An 18325-nucleotide genomic window follows, 5' to 3' on the forward strand; every position below is an offset into this window, starting at 1 on the left:
GCATTCGTTTAGTTCACTTTATTTTCTCTGGTTCTTCAGTATTTAATTATTATCTAATTTACTTCTAAATCCTTTTGCAAATCTAAAGGCATTCGTGGCTACTCTAAAAACAGTGTAAAATTTTATCGTAGATAAAATCCTTGCGCCTTAAAAACAGACTCATTATCTAAAATCATCGCGACCTAGCGTTTTCCAACAAAAAACATTCATTCCAAGAATATTTTGTTCATTTCCATTTAACTTATTACCTTCGTTAAGATCTGAAGTAAGATAAAAACAACCTCCAATGATGAAAAACGAAATTCTGAAAAGCTGGATAGATCAATATTCCGGACCGCTTTTGAAGAAGGCGTTATATATGCTTTCCAATAAAGAAGATGCTCAGGATGTCGTTCAGGATGTTTTTATTGCTGCCTTTTCCAATTATGATTCCTTTGAAGGGAAAAGCCAGCCACTCACTTGGCTGATGGCCATTCTCCAGAGAAAAATTGCTGATTTTTACCGAAAAAAATACAAATCGGAACCCAATGTAAAGCTGGATCATTTTTTCGATGAAACAGGATCATGGAAAAATAATGATGTATTAAACGATTGGAATGTTTCAACAGAATCTGAGCTTCTGGACAATCAGGAATTTAATAAAACGCTTGAAGAATGTATCGAAGAATTACCTGCCAGATGGAAAATTCTACTAAAAATGTATTACATTGAAGAAAAAAAAGCACCCGATGTAAGTCAGGAATTGAATGTTTCTACGACTAACCTTTGGAAGATCCTTCAGAGAAGCCGGATGCAACTGAGAGAATGCCTGGAGGTGAATTGGTTTTCAAGATTATAGAGATGATAAAAAAAATCCTACATATATTGTTTTTACCATGCAGTGAAGCCACTTTACTGATGGAAAAACGTAGTGCCCAAACAATTTCTGCCAAAGAAAACAGGAGACTGAGCATTCATATATTCGTCTGTAAATGGTGTAAAGTTTATAATGAAAAGCTGAAATTATTAGATAAGATTTTTAAAAAGACTCTTGCCGAAAAAGAAGCAGAAATAAATGAATCTGAAATTCAGGATTTTAAAAATAAAATGATTGAAAAACTAAATTTCTAAGAAAATTTTGTCAGGATTTTGAAATAGCACCGACTATACTTTTGAAAAACAATAAAAGTATTCATTCAAAATCTAAAAAAATGACAGGAACAGGACAAAATTCAGGCAACAATCAATCAGCGTACACTCTCGGATATTATATTTCGCTTTTCGGTGCGGCACTCATCTTACTTTGGATAGGGGTTTTCAAATTTACTCCAACAGAAGCTTCAGCGATAAAACCTTTGGTGGAAAACCATTTCTTAACTTTTTTCGTATATAAGATTATGAGCGTCCAGACTGTATCAAATCTTATCGGAGTGATAGAAATTATCATTGCTTTATTACTGATATTTAGTGCGAAATTTGCTGTATTAAAAAAGTACGCAGGAATAGGTATGATTGCTACTTTTTTGGTGACGTTAAGCTATTTGTTTACGACTCCGGGAATGTGGAAAATAGTGGATGGAGTTCCTGTTACAGATTTTTTTATACTGAAGGATCTGATGCTTTTAGGATTTGGATTCATGATCTTACAAAAAAATAAATAATGAACAAAAAGCTAAATATGAAAAATATATTAATCGTACTCGGGATTATTCTGGGTATCGCAGTTTTTGCTGCCGGAAGTGGGCTTTTTAAAAAGAATAAGCCCGTTGAAACAAACGTAAAAAAAGAAAAACAGGAAATTATGGATAATAAGAATGTCAGGGAAATTTATTTTGCAGGCGGATGTTTCTGGGGAACAGAGCATTTTTTTCAGCAGATTCGTGGAGTGGTAGGGACAGAGGTTGGCTATGCTAACGGTAAAACTCAAAATCCTACTTATGAAGAAGTGGTAAGTCATACAACCGGATTTGCGGAAACAGTAAAAGTAAAGTATGATCCTGAGCAGGTAGATTTGAAACTGTTGATTGATCTGTATTTTAAAACCATTGATCCTACAAGTCTTAATCAACAGGGAAATGACAGAGGAGACCAATATAGAACGGGAATTTATTTTACAGACAAAGCTGATGAGTCTTTGGTAAAAGCAGAAGTTCAGAAATTAGCAAAAGGATACAACAAGCCAGTCGTGGTAGAAACTGTCCTTTTGAAAAATTTCTATAAAGCAGAAGATTATCATCAGGATTATTTAGATAAAAACCCAGGCGGTTACTGCCATATTGAACCGGGACTTTTTGAAATGGCTAAAAAAGCAAATCCACTTCCCAAAGCAACCTCTTATCAAAAACAGGATAAAAAGGTTTTAAAAGACAAATTAACAGCAGAACAATACAGTGTAACTCAGGAAAACGGTACAGAAAGACCTTTCCAAAATGAATACTGGAATGAAACCCGTGAAGGAATTTATGTAGACATTACCACAGGAGAACCATTATTTGTTTCAACAGATAAATTTGAATCAGGATGTGGCTGGCCAAGCTTCTCAAAACCGATTACCAAAAGTCTGATTGATGAAAAAATGGATCGTACGAACGGAATGACAAGGGTAGAGGTAAGAAGTAAAACCGGTGATGCTCATTTGGGACACGTCTTCAATGACGGACCGGAGGATAAGGGAGGACTTCGGTACTGTATCAACAGTGCTTCCCTGAAGTTCATTCCCAAAGCTGAAATGGAAACAAAAGGATACGGAAAATATCTTCCGTTGTTAGATAAAAAGTAATGTGAAAGGAAGGCTGCCATTTGGCAGCCTTTTATCTTAAGTTGTATCCAGGGATTGATACCTTTAATATACTTCCCTAATATTATTCTTTTTTATGAAACTGAAGGTTTTCTTTAATACTTAACATAGATATATTTAAAAAAAGCATAAAGCCAAAAATTATATAAAAAGACTGTTTCGGAAGTTCTGCGAAAGATTTTAATCTGTCAAAACCTTTGTATTGAGTTTCTTCTTTGTAATGAATGGTAGCAGCTTGGGTACCACAAGGAAAATAATGGTCTTTTTCTATTTTATTAGGATCTTTATAGGAATGAATAGCAAACACATGACCAGTCTTTTCCATATCAACAGTGTAAGACTCTTGCTTGGAAATCAACATGACATTAATCAGAGTTATAAAGTCCTGATAGCTATTTTCGTCATTAATTATAAATTCAATTCCTGTTTCTTTCTCATTCTTTGTCTGTATCTTTTTCAGTTCAGAAATATAATATTCCTGATTCTGTAAAGCAGTATTAGGAGATACGGTAATCTTTTTATAATTCCAGTTTCTCACAAATTCAAAAGTATATTGTATAGGAATTTTGGGCATGATTTTGCCAGGTATTCCCAAATCTATAGCGGTATATTGAGGATGAACCCTTTGATTTCCATAATACCAGAATAAAAGGGGTATCAGTATAGCACTGATTAAACCCGGTGCATAATATATTTTTTTCATCCCTTTCGTTTTGATAAAATTAAAAAATAATGTCAAAATGAAAAAGTAAATGATCAAATAACTTCAATATTTAACAAAATTGAGTGAAAATAGTGGGTGCGTTGATAATAATTACATTAAAATGATATTAAATTCTGATACTTTCATAGACTTTCAAGATTAAAATATTAAATTTGATAGAACTAATAGGGAATTATGAAGCTAATTGAACTCGCCGCAGAACTGAATGTCTCTGCAGAAGCAATCAAACAGTTTATACAGGATTTTGATCTTGAATTAGTAGACTGTATCACTACAAATTTTGAAGTAAAGGAGGACTTTGAAAAATTTGCCCGCGAAAATTTAGATTTTTTGAGATTATATGAAAAAGACCTGGACAAAAGTAAAACGCTGGAACAGATTGCTGAAGTGATCAATCAGCCTAAAGATAAGGTTGAAAAAGCGATAAAAGAAAATAATCTTAATATTTTTGATAATGGCTTTTTTAAGTCTTCGATTTCCAGCTATGGGATTGATAACAAGTTGGGTGGAAATTACCAGTTCGTATATGACTATTTCGGGCATAAAACCAGTTTACAGCAAAGAGATTTCATAGGATATAGAGATCTGTTTTTCTATACATCAGCAGTGCTTGAACCGTTTTTAAATCCACAGCAGATCAAAGACTGGGGAATCAATAAGCCGGCAGGGATTATTTTGTACGGACCTCCCGGAAGCGGTAAGATTTTCTGGGCCAATAAAATTGCTGAAATCATAGGATATCAGTTTAAAGAAGTTAAAAAACACTATCTGGGAACTTCATTGGTTGACGGAAATCAGATCAATTTCAGTGATTTTCTTCTTAATATGATGAAGGAAAATAAAATGCTCCTTTTCCTTGATGATTTTGATGAAATTATGATGCAAAGGAAAGCAGATAATGATATTGCGTCCTGTAATCTTGAAGCGCAGGAACTGATTCTTCATTATATCGGAAAATTTGAAAAAGAAGGCGTATTAATGGTGGGTTCAGCCAATTCAGTTTCAGAAATTGATGAAGAAATTTTAGCACCCGGAAGGTTTGATGTCATGATTCCTATATTTCCGCCCAATGCATCAGAACGTTCGGAAATTATTTTATATGCGATGACCAGAGGGCTTGAAGAAGATTCGTTACTCTATAAAATTCTTAAAAATAATAAAGCAGATAAAGTACCTTTCTGGCATGATGTTTCTTCAAGGATGAAAGTTTTTAGCAATACCATGCTGATTGATTTTACCCAAAGTCTGAAGAAACGGATCAAAAACCTTTATCAAAGGACCCGAAATGAAAAACTTAAAATTGATCAGAATCTGATCAATGGAGCCTTACGGGATGCTGCTGCAAAACTTACAGAAGAATATCTTGATCAGATAGCCCGGTTTTTAGCAGATGTTATCATCAATAATTTTGACGAATTCCAGTTTAGAATCCAGACTTTAAGAAAGGAGCTTGAAACTTATAAAGTGGTTGAAGAACCCAGACGGGAGATTGGTTTTCATCACAACGGCGAGAAGGAAGAGTAGCTGAGATTGGGGATAAGGTTCAAAGTTTAATGTTTAAGATTGTGGTATTTCAACAGTTTAAAATCTAAAAACTAAGGCTTTAGATACTTCTCCGGCCTTCAATCTATCATCCCTCTGTCTATCATCTATTATCTTTTCGTCCATTTCATAAATTATTCATCACTAATTACCCATTACTCATGATCAGCATCTGGGAACAGGAAACCTTCTACCGTAAAAGAGATATTGTCATTATTGGAGCTGGATTCTCCGGACTTTGGACTGCGATTTCCATGAAAGAGAAATCTCCCGAAAAATCTGTATTAATTATTGAAAGAAATGCTGTTCCATTAGGCGCTTCAACACGGAATGCCGGTTTTGCCTGTTTTGGAAGCCTTACAGAAGTCATTGCTGATTCCCGGAAAATGGGCTGGGAAAAAACATTGAATCTTGTTACAATGAGGTTTGAAGGTCTTCAGAAGATCAGACGATATTTTAAAAATGAAGAAATAGATTTTGAACTCAGCGGAGGGTACGAAATTTTGAATAATGATGAACCTTTACTCCATATAAACGAAGTTAATGAAAAACTGCGATCAATAACAGGCCTTCAGGAAACTTACTCTTTGAATCAGAATAAAATAAAAGAATTTGGGTTGGGTAAATCCCAGTTTTTGATTGAAAACCCATGTGAGGGAAGTCTGCATTCCGGAAAGTTACTACAGAAGCTTTTGGAAAGATGCTATGAATTGAAAGTTGAGTTTTTGTTTGGAACTGAAGTTAAAAATATTGAGGAAACTTCGGATGAAGTAAATGTTGATCTTTCAGAAAATCTCACTGTAAAAGCAGATCAGTTAATTTATTGTACCAATGCATTTAGTTCAAAGTTTTTGGAGAAAAAAAATATCATTCCTGCAAGAGGCCAGATTCTCCTTACTGAACCTATACAAAATTTAAAATTAAAGGGTACTTTTCATTATGATGAAGGATTTTATTATTTCAGGAACTTAGGAAACCGCATATTGTTGGGTGGCGGAAGAAATCAGGATTTTAAGACGGAAGAAACAACAGCTTTTGAAACCACAGAATTCCTTCAAAACCATCTGGAAAACTTTTTAAAAGAAGTAATTCTTCCTAATCAGGAATTCAAAATTGCTCTTCGCTGGTCAGGAATTATGGCTATGGGGAATGAAAAAACACCTATTGTGAAGCAGATTTCAGACAGACAGTTTTGTGCAGTAAGACTTTCCGGAATGGGAGTGGCATTGGCTCCGAAAATTGGGGAGATTGTGAGAGAAATGATAAGGTAGAGAGCATAAATAATAGACGAAGAGGTAATAAATGTGGAGACGATGATTAGGAGATGGAAAAGAAATTTAAGAGAAGTGATTTTAGAATATTGAAGAATACAACCTTAAACTATAAACATCAAACCTTAAACCTTGAACTCTTAGTTTTCCACTCTGAAAGAAATCCCTTATTTTTGTAAAAAAGAAAGAATCGTGATTAACAACGACCAGATAAAAGAAGTTCAATCCAGAATTGAAGAATTACACAAATACCTTCAGATTGAAAAAAAGAAGATCGAAATTGCCAATGATGATGAAAAAACAGCAGCTCCTGAGTTTTGGGATAACCCTAAAACAGCAGAAGCTTTCCTGAAGCAGCTTCGTTCCAAGAAAAAATGGGTAGAAGGCTATGATGAGATTCATACCCAGTTTGAAGATCTTCAGGTACTGGCTGATTTTGCTAAAGAAGATCCTGATTCAGAAAAAGAGCTGGATGAAACGTTTCCACAATTGGTGGAAAAAATTGAAGACCTGGAATTCAAAAATATGCTTTCCAATGAAGGTGATGAGCTTTCTGCTGTTCTTCAGATCACTGCCGGAGCCGGAGGGACAGAAAGTTGTGACTGGGCATCCATGCTGATGAGAATGTATACCATGTGGTCAGAAAAACAAGGGTACAAGATCCGTGAACTGAACTTTCAGGCAGGAGATGTAGCCGGAGTAAAGACCGTTACCCTTGAAATAGAAGGGGAATTTGCCTTCGGATATTTAAGAGGAGAAAACGGTGTTCACAGATTGGTAAGAATTTCACCTTTTGATTCCAATGCAAAACGTCATACCAGTTTTGTTTCCGTATATGTTTATCCTTTAGTAGATGATACCATTGAAATTAATATCAACCCTGCTGATATCTCCTTTGAAACGATGAGGTCTTCCGGAGCCGGAGGTCAGAACGTAAACAAGGTGGAAACAGCTGTACGTCTTCGTCACGCTCCAACAGGAATTATCATTGAAAACTCAGAATCCCGTTCTCAGCTTCAGAATAAAGAGAAAGCCATGCAGCTTTTACGTTCCCGATTATATGAGATGGAGTTGGAAGAGCGTATGAAGGCAAGAAACGAGATTGAAGCTAACAAAATGAAAATCGAATGGGGAAGCCAGATCAGAAATTATGTGATGCATCCTTACAAATTGGTAAAAGATGTACGCTCAGGCCATGAAACATCAGATGTGGACGCGGTAATGAACGGAAATCTTACCCCTTTCCTTAAAGCTTTCCTGATGGCCGATGGGACCGCAGTTTCCGATGATGATCTTGACTTATAAATATCATGTGAAATTTTAGTTAAAATCTTATAATTAATTTTTGTTTCAGATATTTTAGACCTATTTTTGTTGTTCATCGATATATATGGAAGATTTCAATAGCTGGAAGGATTTATTAAACCCGGAGTTTTATATTAAAATGGGAGGGTTTTGGCTTATTTTATTTATTGTTTTTGCTGAAACAGGTCTGTTTGTAGGATTTTTCCTACCTGGAGACTCATTACTGTTCGTTTCAGGAATTTACGCAGTTGAAATCATCAAAGAGACCTTTGGTTCTACAGGAAGTGATTTCTTAGATACAACAATTCTTGCCTCCGGAGTGGCACTTTCTGCTATTATAGGAAATGAAGTAGGATACTACTTTGGAAGAAAAGCCGGACCTGCTTTGTACAAAAGACCGGATTCAATGTTGTTTAAGAAGAAATATCTTTATCAGGCACATGATTTCTTTGAGAAACACGGAGCACTGGCTATTATCATGGCAAGATTCCTGCCGGTTGTGAGAACCTTTACTCCGATTGTTGCAGGAATTGTAAAAATGGATAAAAAAGAATTCTTGAGGGATAATGTCATCGGAGCTGTTCTATGGTCATTTATTTTGATCTTTGCAGGACACTATCTTGATAAGCTTTTCATGGAGCAGTTTGGTATCAATCTGAAAGAAAAATTAGAATATATCATCATTGTGATTGTATTGGTAACAACACTTCCGGTGATTATAAAATTCATGTTCGGAAAGAAAGAAGACTTCTCTAAATACGAAAACAAAGACTTTGAATAGAATTCAAACCTATTAAAAATATAAAGGCTACCTCACTTTGAGATAGCCTTTTTCATTAGCCACGAATATACGAATCCTTGTATTGGTACATTTGTGGCTATAAAATTTATAAGTATACCTTCGTTTATTATGTTGGCTTAATAGATTATTTTTTGATCCAATCCAGAATATTGGGGTAAATAATACTGTCTCTTTTTCTTTTGCTGAAAAATCTCGGCACATGACCTGTCCTTTCCATAAAGATAAATTTGTGGGGTACATTCAACCGGGTTAATGCAGAATCCATAGAAATTCCCTGATGCTGGTTGACCAGAAAGTCATGATTTCCCTGGAATAATAGAGTAGGAACAGCGGTAATATTGGCAATAGGACTGGCTTGCTTAAAAGCTTCAGAGATATTTTTACGGTCAAACTTTGTTCCCACTACCTTTTGAATAGTAGGTGAAGTATATTTAGAATAAAAGGAATTCAGATATTCAGGACTGTAAAAATCTGTAGGACCGCTTAAAGAAATAATCTTTTTGATCTGATCCGGATGCTGATAGCCGTACAGCAAAGCAAGATGTCCACCTGCACTTTCACCAAGAATAACATAATTGTTAGGTTGCAGTTCCGCTTTTTCCGTTAGAGAATTGAACTTTTCAACAACTAGGCTAATATCTTCAAGTTGCTGCTTATAAGTGATCTTTTTCTTTTGAGAAACCAATCGGTAGTTCATGTTGATACTTGGGATCTTATTTTGGAAAAGCATTTTCTGGATCTGGATCATATGTTCTTTTTTCCCCAGCGTCCAGGCTCCACCATGTACAATAAGCACCACAGGAGAATCTACAGCATAATCTTTAGGAAGAAAAACATCCATTTTCTGTCTTTTATGCTCTCCATATTTTAAGTTATAGATCTTCTGCTGGCCATCAGGACCTACCCAAACTCTGAATTTCGTATTGCAGGACTGCAGCAGGAAACTGACGCATCCCATAACGAAAAAATGGTACCTGAGAATGAGCTTTTTCATAGATTAAATGTACAGAAAAAGAAGGTGAAAATCTAGTGAAATTATATGATTTGTATCCGTTTTTGTTTTGTTATTCAGTCGGTTGGATAGCTTCTTTTTATTAAAAAATAATTTTTAGAATCATTCTTTATGCAAAGTATTTGCATAATTATAAAGAGATCGGTTATACCGGGGTAAATGTTGGGAAATTGCTTTTAAGGTTAGTGATAATGCCTCTTTATATTCCCCTGCTGAAGAAAGGGAAAGAGCTAGAAAAGAATCCACAGCATCATTAAGTTCATCAGAGTAGTTTGCTTTTTCTTCTCTCAAAATATGAATGCTTTCTTCTGTTTTTCCATTATTTCTCAATGTGCTTGCCAGTTGAATCCTTGCTCTTCTCCTTCGTAAGCCGGATAGCCCCAGATCTAATGCGCTTCTATATAAGGGCTCTGCTTCCTTTTCATGTCCGGTTGAGTCAAAAGCACAGGCTATTTCAAAATCTGCAATAGCTTGTGAATCCACAAGGAGAGCTATATGATCTTTAAGTTGTAGAATAAATTCTTCGTTGTTTATTGTTCCAAGCTTCTGCCAGATATCTTGTAATTGAGATTCCCAGTTTTCATCCATTGTATAGATTTTAAACAAAGATATAAATTATTGAAGGGGAGTTCCTTTGTGATTCTCATCATTCTTAAAATTATTGTCATATTATGAATCAGAAAATGGAATTAAATATTTATTTTTGCTGAACTTAACAGAGATTAAAAAAACATTAAAATATGGCATCAGGCTTTTTTGCAATTTTAGATGATATTGCTGCATTGATGGATGATGTAGCGGTTACCAGTAAAATAGCTACACAAAAAACAGCAGGAATTTTGGGAGATGACCTGGCTGTAAATGCAGAAAAAGCCACAGGCTTTCTTTCTTCCAGAGAAATTCCGGTTCTATGGGCTATCACCAAAGGATCATTTATCAATAAACTGATTATTCTTCCTATCGTTTTTTTACTCAATTGGTTGTATGCTCCGGCTATTAATTATGTGTTGATCCTTGGAGGATTCTATCTGGCCTTTGAAGGAGTTGAAAAAATAATAGAATTTCTTTTTCATCGTCACAAAAAGGGGCATGAAGTTATAGAGGAAATTGTAGAAGAAGAAAAAAGTTCAGAAGAAATAGAAAAACAGAAAGTAAAATCGGCAATTACAACGGATTTTATTTTATCAATCGAGATCGTTATTATTGCTTTAGGAACCGTATTGGAAGAAAGTCATCCTTTCATTACACAGATTTTAGTAACGAGCTTGGTTGCATTTATTGCGACTGTTGGAGTTTATGGAATTGTAGCTCTTATTGTAAGGATGGATGATGCAGGGTTTAAATTAATAAAGAAAAGTAACGATAAAGGTTTTTTTGGAAAGCTTGGGCATATATTAGTGAAGGCTTTGCCTATTGTTATTAAAATATTAGGAGTTGTAGGAACAATTGCCTTAGTAATGGTTGCTGGTGAAATTTTTCTACATAGAATAGAATTTTTTCATGGATTACTTCCAGCTTGGCCGGATGTTTTGAAAAAGCTTATGCTTGGAATTGTTGGCGGATTGGCAGCGGTTGCTGTCTTCACTTTAGGAAAAGGAATGTATTCTTTAGTTGCAAAAAAATAAACTATCACCACCATATATAAGAAATCCTGCATCAAAAACATGTAGGATTTTTTGATGTAAGATCTGGGTAATTTTATAACCGTTTCTTTACTATCCAGATATGAGCGATATGATGATTGAAAAATTAGAAGACAATTTTAAATTCTACCCGGACGAAAGGTAAAGTACCGACTATCTATTTTCTGTCGGGCCTCTAACTGGCGAACATCCAAATCTTAAATTTTATACAAAAAAAGAGGCCTAAGCCTCTTTCTATATTTAATTGAATAAATCTTTTACTTTATCAAAAAAAGTTTTCTCCTTTCCGGAAGGTTCTGCAACCATTTCTCCGCTGGACATCTGTTTTTCAAAGAAGTCTTTTTGCTCCTTAGTAAGTTTTTGTGGAGTCCATACATTGATGTGAATAAACATGTCTCCTTTACCATAGCTGTCAATGCTTGGAAGACCTTTTCCTGCTAATCTTAAGATTTTTCCGGATTGAGTTCCCGGATCCACCGTGATTTTCACTTTTCCGCCAACGGTAGGAATTTCTTTTTTCGTTCCTAAAGCCGCTTCAGCAAAAGAAACATACAATTCCTGGTGAAGGTTATCGCCTTCTCTTTTGATCGTTTGATCTACTTCTTCTTCAATGATAACTAATAAATCACCCGGAGTTCCTCCAAACGGAGCGTCATTTCCTTTTCCTCTTACATTAAGCTGAATTCCGTCTCTTGCTCCGGCAGGAATATTGATTGTGATTTCCTCTTCATCTTTTATAAGACCCTGAGCATTTGCTCCGGCAGGAATTTTATCAGCAACCTTTCCGATTCCCTGACACGTACCACATGTGGTCTGAGTCTGCATTTGACCAAACATGGTGTTCATTACCTTAAGCTGAACACCAGAACCGTTACAGGTAGGACATATTTTTGAAGTGGCTCCTTCTGCCATCTTCATTTTTTTTACTTTAATGGTTTTATGAGTTCCGTTTACCATTTCCTCAAGGTTCAGCTTGATTCTGATTCTTAAATTAGAACCTTTTACCTGCTGACGACCACCGCCGCCACCGCTAAATCCTCCGAAACCACCGCCGAAAATATCTCCAAACTGGCTGAAAATATCCTCCATGTTCATTCCGCCTCCGAAGCCTCCGCCTCCGAAACCTCCATTTCCACCCATTCCGGCGTGACCGAACTGGTCGTATCTGGCACGTTTCTGATCGTCGCTCAATACTTCATAAGCCTCAGCAGCTTCTTTAAATTTTTCTTCAGCCTCCTTATCCCCAGGATTCTTATCCGGGTGGAATTTGATGGCCATTTTACGGTATGCTTTCTTTATTTCGTCGGCAGATGCAGATTTGCTGATCTCAAGAATCTCGTAATAATCTCTTTTTGACATGACAATTATATAATTGATTACTGATAAATGATAAAAGATATTTTAAAAATTAATAAGTGAAATATTCATCCATTATCACTCATCATTTATCATTTATGAATTTTAGTTACCTGTTACTACTTTTGCAAAACGGATTACCTTATCACTCAAAGTATATCCTGTTTCAATAACATCTACGATTTTCCCTTTCAGTTCTTCTGATGGAGCCGGAATTTGAGTAATAGCTTCGTGGAAGTCTACATTGAAGCTGTCGCCAGCATTTACTTCCATTGCTTTTAGTCCTTTTTCAGTAAGCTTATTTTTGAATTTCTGATAGATAAGCTCTACCCCTTGAAGATCAGCCGGATTTCCGTTTTTAGCGATTTCTTTTAATGCTCTTTCAAAATCATCCAAAACGCCCAACATAGAAACCATCATATCCTGATTGGCATATTGGAAGAATTCCATTTTCTCCTTAGAAGTCCTTTTTTTATAGTTTTCGAATTCAGCATATAATCTGATGTAACGGTCTTTTTCTTCTGCCAAAAGTTCCTCAGCAGAAGGAGTAACTGTCACATTTTCCTGAGACGTCGCCTCATTCTGAACATTGTTATCTTCTTGATTATTGATGCTTTCTTCGTTAATATCCTGATTTTCCATAATTCAATATTTATTTACATGAATGTTTCGCAAAGACTCTGCCAAAGGAAAAAACAGGACATTAAGGCAGAAAAATAATAGAAGATAAATTGACTATTTTAACCGGAGACAAATAGACAGTGAGATAATAGACGAATAGATAAAAGACAAGAAACTGAGAAAGAAGAGAATGAACTCTAATTTTAGATTTACAGACGACAATCTTAAAAGCTAAACCTTGAACTTAGAATCATCCTGCTCTGAATCTTGAATAACAGGAATTCCTATATCTGCTATTGTTCTCCTGTAAATGTCTGATACAAAAGATACAGGTTTAAAACAATGATAATCGCTGAGATAATCCATACGCAAACCTTTAAGAACGGTTTATTCACAAATTCCCCCATTTTAGCCTTATCATTGGTAAACATGACCAGTGGAACCACTGCAAAACTTAATTGCATAGACAGGATAACCTGGCTTAAAACCAATAATTCTGTTGTTCCCTTTTCACCATAAAGAATAGCAACAATCAATGCAGGAATAACTGCAATAAGTCTTGTTATCAATCTTCGTAACCATGGTTTTAGTTTAATATTTAAAAAACCTTCCATGACGATTTGGCCTGCAAGTGTTCCGGTAAGTGTTGAGTTTTGCCCGGAAGCCAATAACGCGATTGCAAATGCAATACTAGCCATTGAAGCCCCTAAAATTGGGGTTAACATCTGATATGCATCGTGAATGTCAGCTACATGCTGGTTTCCTGTAGTATGAAATGTAGCAGCTGCCAGAATGAGAATAGCAGCATTGATAAAGAAAGCCAGCATCAATGATACGGTGCTGTCTAAGGTGGCAAATTTGATGGCTTCTTTCTTTCCTTCCGTATCGCGGGTATAGTCCCTAGTCTGTACAATACTGCTGTGAAGGTATAAATTGTGAGGCATTACGGTGGCTCCTAAAATACCTATAGCAATATAAAGCATGGCCGGATTCTGAATAATCTCTTTTTGAGGAACCAATCCACCCAGAATTTCATTAAAAGCAGGTTTAGAAATAACGATTTCATAAGCAAAACAGGCGAGGATTATGAAAATTAGCCCACCCACAATACTCTCAATCCATCGGAATCCTTTGGCCTGAAGTAAAAGAATGACCAACACATCTACAGTTGTAATCACAATTCCCCAAGTCAATGGAATATGAAAAAGCAGGTTTAAGGCAATCGCTGAACCGATGACCTCGGCGAGATCACAGGCAGCAATGGCTATTTCACAGAAAACCCAGAGAATAAAATTGGTCGTAGGATTGAAATGATCTCTACAGGCCTGCGCCAAATCTCTTTCAGCTACTACACCAAGCTTAACGGATAAATGCTGTAAAACCACTGCAAAAATATTGGAAATAAGAATGACAGAAAGTAGGGTATACCCAAACTGGGCCCCTCCGGCAATATCTGTTGCCCAGTTTCCCGGATCCATATATCCTACGGCAATCATAAGCCCCGGCCCTGCAAAAGCAAGGTATTTTCTCCAAAAACTGGCATTTTTAGGAACTTTAATAGAAGAATAAACTTCTGATAAAGAGTGGGATGTTTTATCTTTTCGCCAGGCGTTTTTTAAATTGAAATTCATAAATGTTAGAAATGACTAACAAATTTAATTAAATAAATGTAAACACAAAAAATAAGAACATAAAAAATCCCGGAAAGTAATTTCCGGGATTCAATTTTTATTGATTCTAAAGATTATTTAGAGAATCTTACAGACATTTTTCTGTCAGCAGCTCTTTCTGCATCAGAAGCTTTTGCGTCTACAGTAGCAAATTTACTTCCGTAACCTTCAGCTCCAAGAACCTGGGCACCTACTCCTGCTTTTGTTAAAGCAGCTTTGATGTGATCAGCTCTTGCCTGAGATAATTTCACATTAGAAGCTTCGTTTCCTGTTTTATCAGTATAACCACCGATTTTGATTTTTGCATCAGGGAAAGCTTTAAGGATGGCTACCAAATTATCCAACTGGCCTTGTGAACCTGTCTCTAATTCAGTAGAACTTCCCATTTTGAAGTTTACATGGTCGAAATCGTACCATTTGTCTTTTAATGCGGCATCATCTGCTGCATTTTTATACCCTCCAGATTTAAGGAATCCAATCATTTGATCTTCCATACCGCCTTTGTATCCTTTCAGCATTACTCCGTTAAGATCGATGTTTTCATCGGTTTTCGCTACAGGAGTAGCTGTGGTAGCTGGTGTGGAAGTTGTTGCAGAAGCTGTGTCTACAGATGTTCCTGTGGAGTCTGAAGTAGAAGTCATTGTAGTTGTGGTTTGCTTCTTCTCACACTGTTTCCAAAGGAAATATCCTGCTGCAATTAATAATAAAAGCGGAAGCAACCATTTCCAGATTGAACCTCCGCTTTGATTATTATTATTGTTATTTTCAAATTGTTCTCTTATTTTTCTTGCTCCTTCGCTCACGTTTTCTCTTGCTGTAGCTACACCTTCAGTGATGTTGTCCTTAGCAGTAGAAGTTACTGAAGAAACTGTTTCCTTAGCCTGGCCGAACCAATTTTCAGCTCCCAATCCAAAGGAAGCCAAAGAAAGACCTGCCGGCAGTAAAGAAGAAATAATGCCTTTCTGATCATTCAGTAAGCTGGAAATACCTGAAGCACCCAAATTATTGTCTGCTGCATATTTTCCTACTGTGCCTACTGTAGCCCCGGTAACCAGATTTAACAAAGAACCTGCAGAATTGTTGCTGATTCCTGAAAAACTGGCAATGGAATTTACTAATCCACCTACCTTATCTCCAAAAAGAGAAGATAATAAAGTGGTGATGATAGGATTACTAGATGATCCACCTAATAGATTTCCTAAGATTCCACTTGAAGAGGCTTTTGTAATAGCATCCAAAACACCAGGATTGTCTGCGTTATTGGCTAAACCACCTACTACAGCAGGTAATAAGCCACCAATTGCTTTAGAAATACCGGATTCGCTTTCTCCAAACTGTGATGCAGCCTGTGAAACCAAAGCGGGACCTAATTGTCCTTTAATTAAATCAATGACATTTAAAGACATAATAATAAATTTTTTTGATTAATGTTGAGATAAATTTAAACAAAAATCCGTCCAAATGTCATTTTTTTTTGAATATTTCTTTGAAAATTAACGATTTTTTTTAAAATCGTTAAAATTATTAATACGCTTTTGCGAATAACACACGTCTCTTAGAAGGTTTTCCGGAAAGTAGAGAAATACCTTCTTCGATGTCATTATCCAGAGGAATACACCTGATCGTAGCCTTCGTTTCATCCTTGATCTGCTCTTCTTCTTCAGCTGTACCATCCCAGTGTGCATAGATAAATCCTCCTTTTTCTTCAAGAACTTTTTTGAATTCTTCGTAAGTATCTACTTTGGTGATGTTATTTTTTCTGAATTCAAATGCTTTGTTATAGATATCCTGCTGAATTGTTTTCAATAACTCCTCAATATAAACATCAATACCTTCGATAGAACGAACTTCTTTAGTCAGGTTATCTCTTCTTGCTATTTCCACAGAATTGTTTTCAAGGTCTCTTGGTCCCATAGCAATTCTTACCGGAACACCTTTCAATTCGTATTCAGCGAATTTCCATCCCGGTTTGTTCTGAGTATCGTTATCAAATTTCACAGAAATACCCTTAGCTTTTAATTTAGCCTGAATATCTAAAGCTACTTCACTGATCTGGGCCAATTGTTCTTCACCTTTAAAGATCGGAACAATCACGACCTGAATTGGAGCCAGTGTAGGAGGTAGTACCAATCCGAAATCATCAGAGTGCGTCATAATTAAAGCTCCCATCAAACGGGTAGATGTTCCCCAAGATGTAGCCCATGCGTGTTCTATTTTTCCTTCTTTGTTGGTGAATTTTACATCAAACGCTTTTGCAAAATTCTGACCTAAGAAGTGAGACGTTCCTGCCTGAAGAGCTTTTCCATCCTGCATTAATGCTTCAATACAATAGGTTTCATCTGCACCTGCAAATCTTTCAGAAGGTGTTTTTAATCCCTGAATTACTGGCATTGCCATAAAGTTTTCTGCAAAATCTGCATATACTTTGTTCATTTTCTCAGCCTCTTCTACAGCTTCATCTTTTGTAGCGTGAGCGGTATGTCCTTCCTGCCATAAGAATTCTGCCGTTCTAAGGAACAGACGGGTTCTCATTTCCCAACGTACAACATTCGCCCATTGGTTGATAAGGATAGGAAGATCTCTATAAGACTGGATCCAGTTTTTATAAGTATTCCAGATAATTGCTTCAGAAGTAGGACGAACAATCAGTTCTTCTTCCAGTTTTGCATCCGGATCTACAATCAGTTTTGAAGGATTATTAGGATCGGTTTTTAATCTGTAGTGAGTAACCACTGCACATTCTTTTGCAAAACCTTCTGCATTTTTTTCCTCAGCCTCAAATAAGCTTTTGGGCACAAAAAGCGGGAAGTATGCATTCACGTGACCTGTTTCCTTGAACTTTTTATCCATTTCATCACGCATTTTTTCCCAGATTGCATAGCCATACGGTTTGATTACCATACATCCACGTACTCCTGAGTTTTCAGCTAAGTCAGCTTTTACAACCAGCTCATTATACCATTTGCTATAATCTTCGCTTCTTGAGGTTAATTTTGCCATTATCTTTTAAAATTTTTTTAACTTTTGCACATTATTGTTATCTAAAAATAAAAATCTATTTTTGATAGATTTTTTAATCAGTATTGGTACATTTTTGGTACAGATTGCAAATATAATTTAAATTAAAAATTTTTACGTTATCATGAAAAGAAATATACATAAAAATTTGCTTGGTCTGCTAAAATCTAAAGGGATATTAGCAATATCAGGTGGATTATTGCTTATGTCTTGTGGTGCTCAGATGGGAGGGTATAGCGAGACGGATGGGGTATATTATGACCCTAATAAGGATACGTTACCGGAAGGAGTTATCATTAATGGTGGCGGAAACAGAGTAGGAGACTACTACGACTACTATCAGGATTCCAATGTGATTCAGAATGCACAGGCGAATTCGAGAGAACAGCAAAATAAATATAATGATTGGAGTGATGTAGATCCTAATTGGGGAAATGCTACCAACTCTGACTGGGGAATGTATGCAGGTTCTCAAACCAATTACTATGACAACTCCTGGGGGTACCCTGGAGGCTGGTATGGAGGATATTCTCCATATTGGGGCTGGAACCGTGGCTGGGGCTGGGGTGCAAGCCTATCATGGGG

The 18325-nt window shown here is 36.1% G+C and carries 17 protein-coding genes and 1 pseudogene; 10 read left to right on the plus strand and 8 right to left on the minus strand.

Translation table 11 applies throughout. The annotated features are described in order from the left end of the window. Positions 1-286: 286 nt before the first annotated feature. The 4 genes from DRF65_RS27635 (at position 287) to msrB (ending at position 2758) form a co-directional block, all read left to right on the plus strand. Positions 287-838 carry a sigma-70 family RNA polymerase sigma factor gene (locus DRF65_RS27635; protein WP_115973926.1) on the plus strand — a complete coding sequence of 184 codons (552 nt, stop codon included), beginning with the start codon at positions 287-289 and terminating at the stop codon, positions 836-838. A gap of 2 nt (positions 839-840) precedes the next feature. Beyond that, complete coding sequence (locus DRF65_RS27640; protein ID WP_115973927.1) at positions 841-1110, plus strand: hypothetical protein; 270 nt, start codon at positions 841-843, stop codon at positions 1108-1110. Positions 1111-1190: 80 nt separating this feature from the next. Further along, positions 1191-1640: a DUF417 family protein gene (locus DRF65_RS27645; protein WP_115973928.1), complete on the plus strand. Its 450-nt coding sequence runs from the start codon at positions 1191-1193 to the stop codon at positions 1638-1640. A gap of 17 nt (positions 1641-1657) precedes the next feature. After that, complete coding sequence (gene msrB, locus DRF65_RS27650) at positions 1658-2758, plus strand: peptide-methionine (R)-S-oxide reductase MsrB (RefSeq protein WP_115973942.1); 1101 nt, start codon at positions 1658-1660, stop codon at positions 2756-2758. Between the two features lie 82 nt (positions 2759-2840). On the opposite strand, the gene DRF65_RS27655 is transcribed toward msrB, so the two are convergent. Then, positions 2841-3479 carry a hypothetical protein gene (locus tag DRF65_RS27655; protein WP_115973929.1) on the minus strand — a complete coding sequence of 213 codons (639 nt, stop codon included), beginning with the start codon at positions 3477-3479 and terminating at the stop codon, positions 2841-2843. Between the two features lie 195 nt (positions 3480-3674). On the opposite strand from DRF65_RS27655, the gene DRF65_RS27660 reads away from it, so the two are divergent. The 4 genes from DRF65_RS27660 (at position 3675) to DRF65_RS27675 (ending at position 8399) form a co-directional block, all read left to right on the plus strand. Then, positions 3675-5024 (plus strand): AAA family ATPase, encoded by a 1350-nt coding sequence (locus DRF65_RS27660; RefSeq protein ID WP_115973930.1) that lies wholly within the window; start codon positions 3675-3677, stop codon positions 5022-5024. 179 nt (positions 5025-5203) lie between these two features. Then, positions 5204-6313, plus strand: a complete 1110-nt coding sequence (locus DRF65_RS27665) for an NAD(P)/FAD-dependent oxidoreductase (protein ID WP_115973931.1) — start codon at positions 5204-5206, stop codon at positions 6311-6313. A gap of 192 nt (positions 6314-6505) precedes the next feature. Continuing rightward, on the plus strand, positions 6506-7618 hold the full coding sequence (prfB, locus tag DRF65_RS27670) for a peptide chain release factor 2 (protein WP_115973932.1): 1113 nt from the start codon (positions 6506-6508) through the stop codon (positions 7616-7618). An 85-nt stretch (positions 7619-7703) separates the two neighbouring features. Then, positions 7704-8399, plus strand: coding sequence for a DedA family protein (locus DRF65_RS27675; RefSeq protein ID WP_115973933.1), 696 nt, complete (start codon positions 7704-7706; stop codon positions 8397-8399). Between the two features lie 145 nt (positions 8400-8544). Here the strand turns inward: DRF65_RS27675 and DRF65_RS27680 are convergent, their stop codons facing one another. Further along, entirely contained in the window at positions 8545-9414 is an 870-nt protein-coding gene (locus DRF65_RS27680) for an alpha/beta hydrolase (protein ID WP_115973934.1), read from the minus strand. 120 nt (positions 9415-9534) lie between these two features. Further along, complete coding sequence (locus DRF65_RS27685; RefSeq protein WP_115973935.1) at positions 9535-10020, minus strand: tetratricopeptide repeat protein; 486 nt, start codon at positions 10018-10020, stop codon at positions 9535-9537. Positions 10021-10172: 152 nt separating this feature from the next. Here DRF65_RS27685 and DRF65_RS27690 point away from each other — a divergent pair, with 152 nt between their 5' ends. Continuing rightward, entirely contained in the window at positions 10173-11057 is an 885-nt protein-coding gene (locus tag DRF65_RS27690; RefSeq protein WP_115973936.1) for a DUF808 family protein, read from the plus strand. A 258-nt stretch (positions 11058-11315) separates the two neighbouring features. Here the strand turns inward: DRF65_RS27690 and dnaJ are convergent, their stop codons facing one another. The 5 genes from dnaJ to proS form a co-directional block, all read right to left on the minus strand. Then, positions 11316-12434 carry a molecular chaperone DnaJ gene (dnaJ, locus tag DRF65_RS27695; protein ID WP_115973937.1) on the minus strand — a complete coding sequence of 373 codons (1119 nt, stop codon included), beginning with the start codon at positions 12432-12434 and terminating at the stop codon, positions 11316-11318. Positions 12435-12536: 102 nt separating this feature from the next. After that, on the minus strand, positions 12537-13073 hold the full coding sequence (locus DRF65_RS27700; protein ID WP_115973938.1) for a nucleotide exchange factor GrpE: 537 nt from the start codon (positions 13071-13073) through the stop codon (positions 12537-12539). 272 nt (positions 13074-13345) lie between these two features. Further along, positions 13346-14683 (minus strand): Nramp family divalent metal transporter, encoded by a 1338-nt coding sequence (locus DRF65_RS27705; RefSeq protein ID WP_115973939.1) that lies wholly within the window; start codon positions 14681-14683, stop codon positions 13346-13348. A 113-nt stretch (positions 14684-14796) separates the two neighbouring features. Next, a complete protein-coding gene (locus DRF65_RS27710) occupies positions 14797-16128 on the minus strand; it encodes an OmpA family protein (RefSeq protein ID WP_115973940.1) in 1332 nt (443 codons plus the stop codon). Between the two features lie 118 nt (positions 16129-16246). Next, positions 16247-17722: a proline--tRNA ligase gene (proS, locus tag DRF65_RS27715; RefSeq protein ID WP_115973941.1), complete on the minus strand. Its 1476-nt coding sequence runs from the start codon at positions 17720-17722 to the stop codon at positions 16247-16249. Positions 17723-17864: 142 nt separating this feature from the next. Between proS and DRF65_RS27720 the strand changes: the two are divergent. Next, a pseudogene (locus DRF65_RS27720) lies at positions 17865-18325 on the plus strand (prolyl-tRNA synthetase); the annotation flags it as partial.

Origin of the sequence: Chryseobacterium pennae (assembly GCF_003385515.1) — a bacterium.
GTDB classification, from domain to species: domain Bacteria; phylum Bacteroidota; class Bacteroidia; order Flavobacteriales; family Weeksellaceae; genus Chryseobacterium; species Chryseobacterium pennae.

Bases quoted from the DNA above. Each gene is read 5' to 3' on its own strand.
- DRF65_RS27635 (WP_115973926.1), top strand. From the start codon at position 287: ATGATGAAAAACGAAATTCTGAAAAGCTGGATAGATCAATATTCCGGA.
- DRF65_RS27640 (WP_115973927.1), top strand. From the start codon at position 841: ATGATAAAAAAAATCCTACATATATTGTTTTTACCATGCAGTGAAGCC.
- DRF65_RS27645 (WP_115973928.1), top strand. From the start codon at position 1,191: ATGACAGGAACAGGACAAAATTCAGGCAACAATCAATCAGCGTACACT.
- msrB (WP_115973942.1), top strand. From the start codon at position 1,658: ATGAAAAATATATTAATCGTACTCGGGATTATTCTGGGTATCGCAGTT.
- DRF65_RS27655 (WP_115973929.1), bottom strand. From the start codon at position 3,479: ATGAAAAAAATATATTATGCACCGGGTTTAATCAGTGCTATACTGATA.
- DRF65_RS27660 (WP_115973930.1), top strand. From the start codon at position 3,675: ATGAAGCTAATTGAACTCGCCGCAGAACTGAATGTCTCTGCAGAAGCA.
- DRF65_RS27665 (WP_115973931.1), top strand. From the start codon at position 5,204: ATGATCAGCATCTGGGAACAGGAAACCTTCTACCGTAAAAGAGATATT.
- DRF65_RS27675 (WP_115973933.1), top strand. From the start codon at position 7,704: ATGGAAGATTTCAATAGCTGGAAGGATTTATTAAACCCGGAGTTTTAT.
- DRF65_RS27680 (WP_115973934.1), bottom strand. From the start codon at position 9,414: ATGAAAAAGCTCATTCTCAGGTACCATTTTTTCGTTATGGGATGCGTC.
- DRF65_RS27685 (WP_115973935.1), bottom strand. From the start codon at position 10,020: ATGGATGAAAACTGGGAATCTCAATTACAAGATATCTGGCAGAAGCTT.
- DRF65_RS27690 (WP_115973936.1), top strand. From the start codon at position 10,173: ATGGCATCAGGCTTTTTTGCAATTTTAGATGATATTGCTGCATTGATG.
- dnaJ (WP_115973937.1), bottom strand. From the start codon at position 12,434: ATGTCAAAAAGAGATTATTACGAGATTCTTGAGATCAGCAAATCTGCA.
- DRF65_RS27700 (WP_115973938.1), bottom strand. From the start codon at position 13,073: ATGGAAAATCAGGATATTAACGAAGAAAGCATCAATAATCAAGAAGAT.
- DRF65_RS27705 (WP_115973939.1), bottom strand. From the start codon at position 14,683: ATGAATTTCAATTTAAAAAACGCCTGGCGAAAAGATAAAACATCCCAC.
- DRF65_RS27710 (WP_115973940.1), bottom strand. From the start codon at position 16,128: ATGTCTTTAAATGTCATTGATTTAATTAAAGGACAATTAGGTCCCGCT.
- proS (WP_115973941.1), bottom strand. From the start codon at position 17,722: ATGGCAAAATTAACCTCAAGAAGCGAAGATTATAGCAAATGGTATAAT.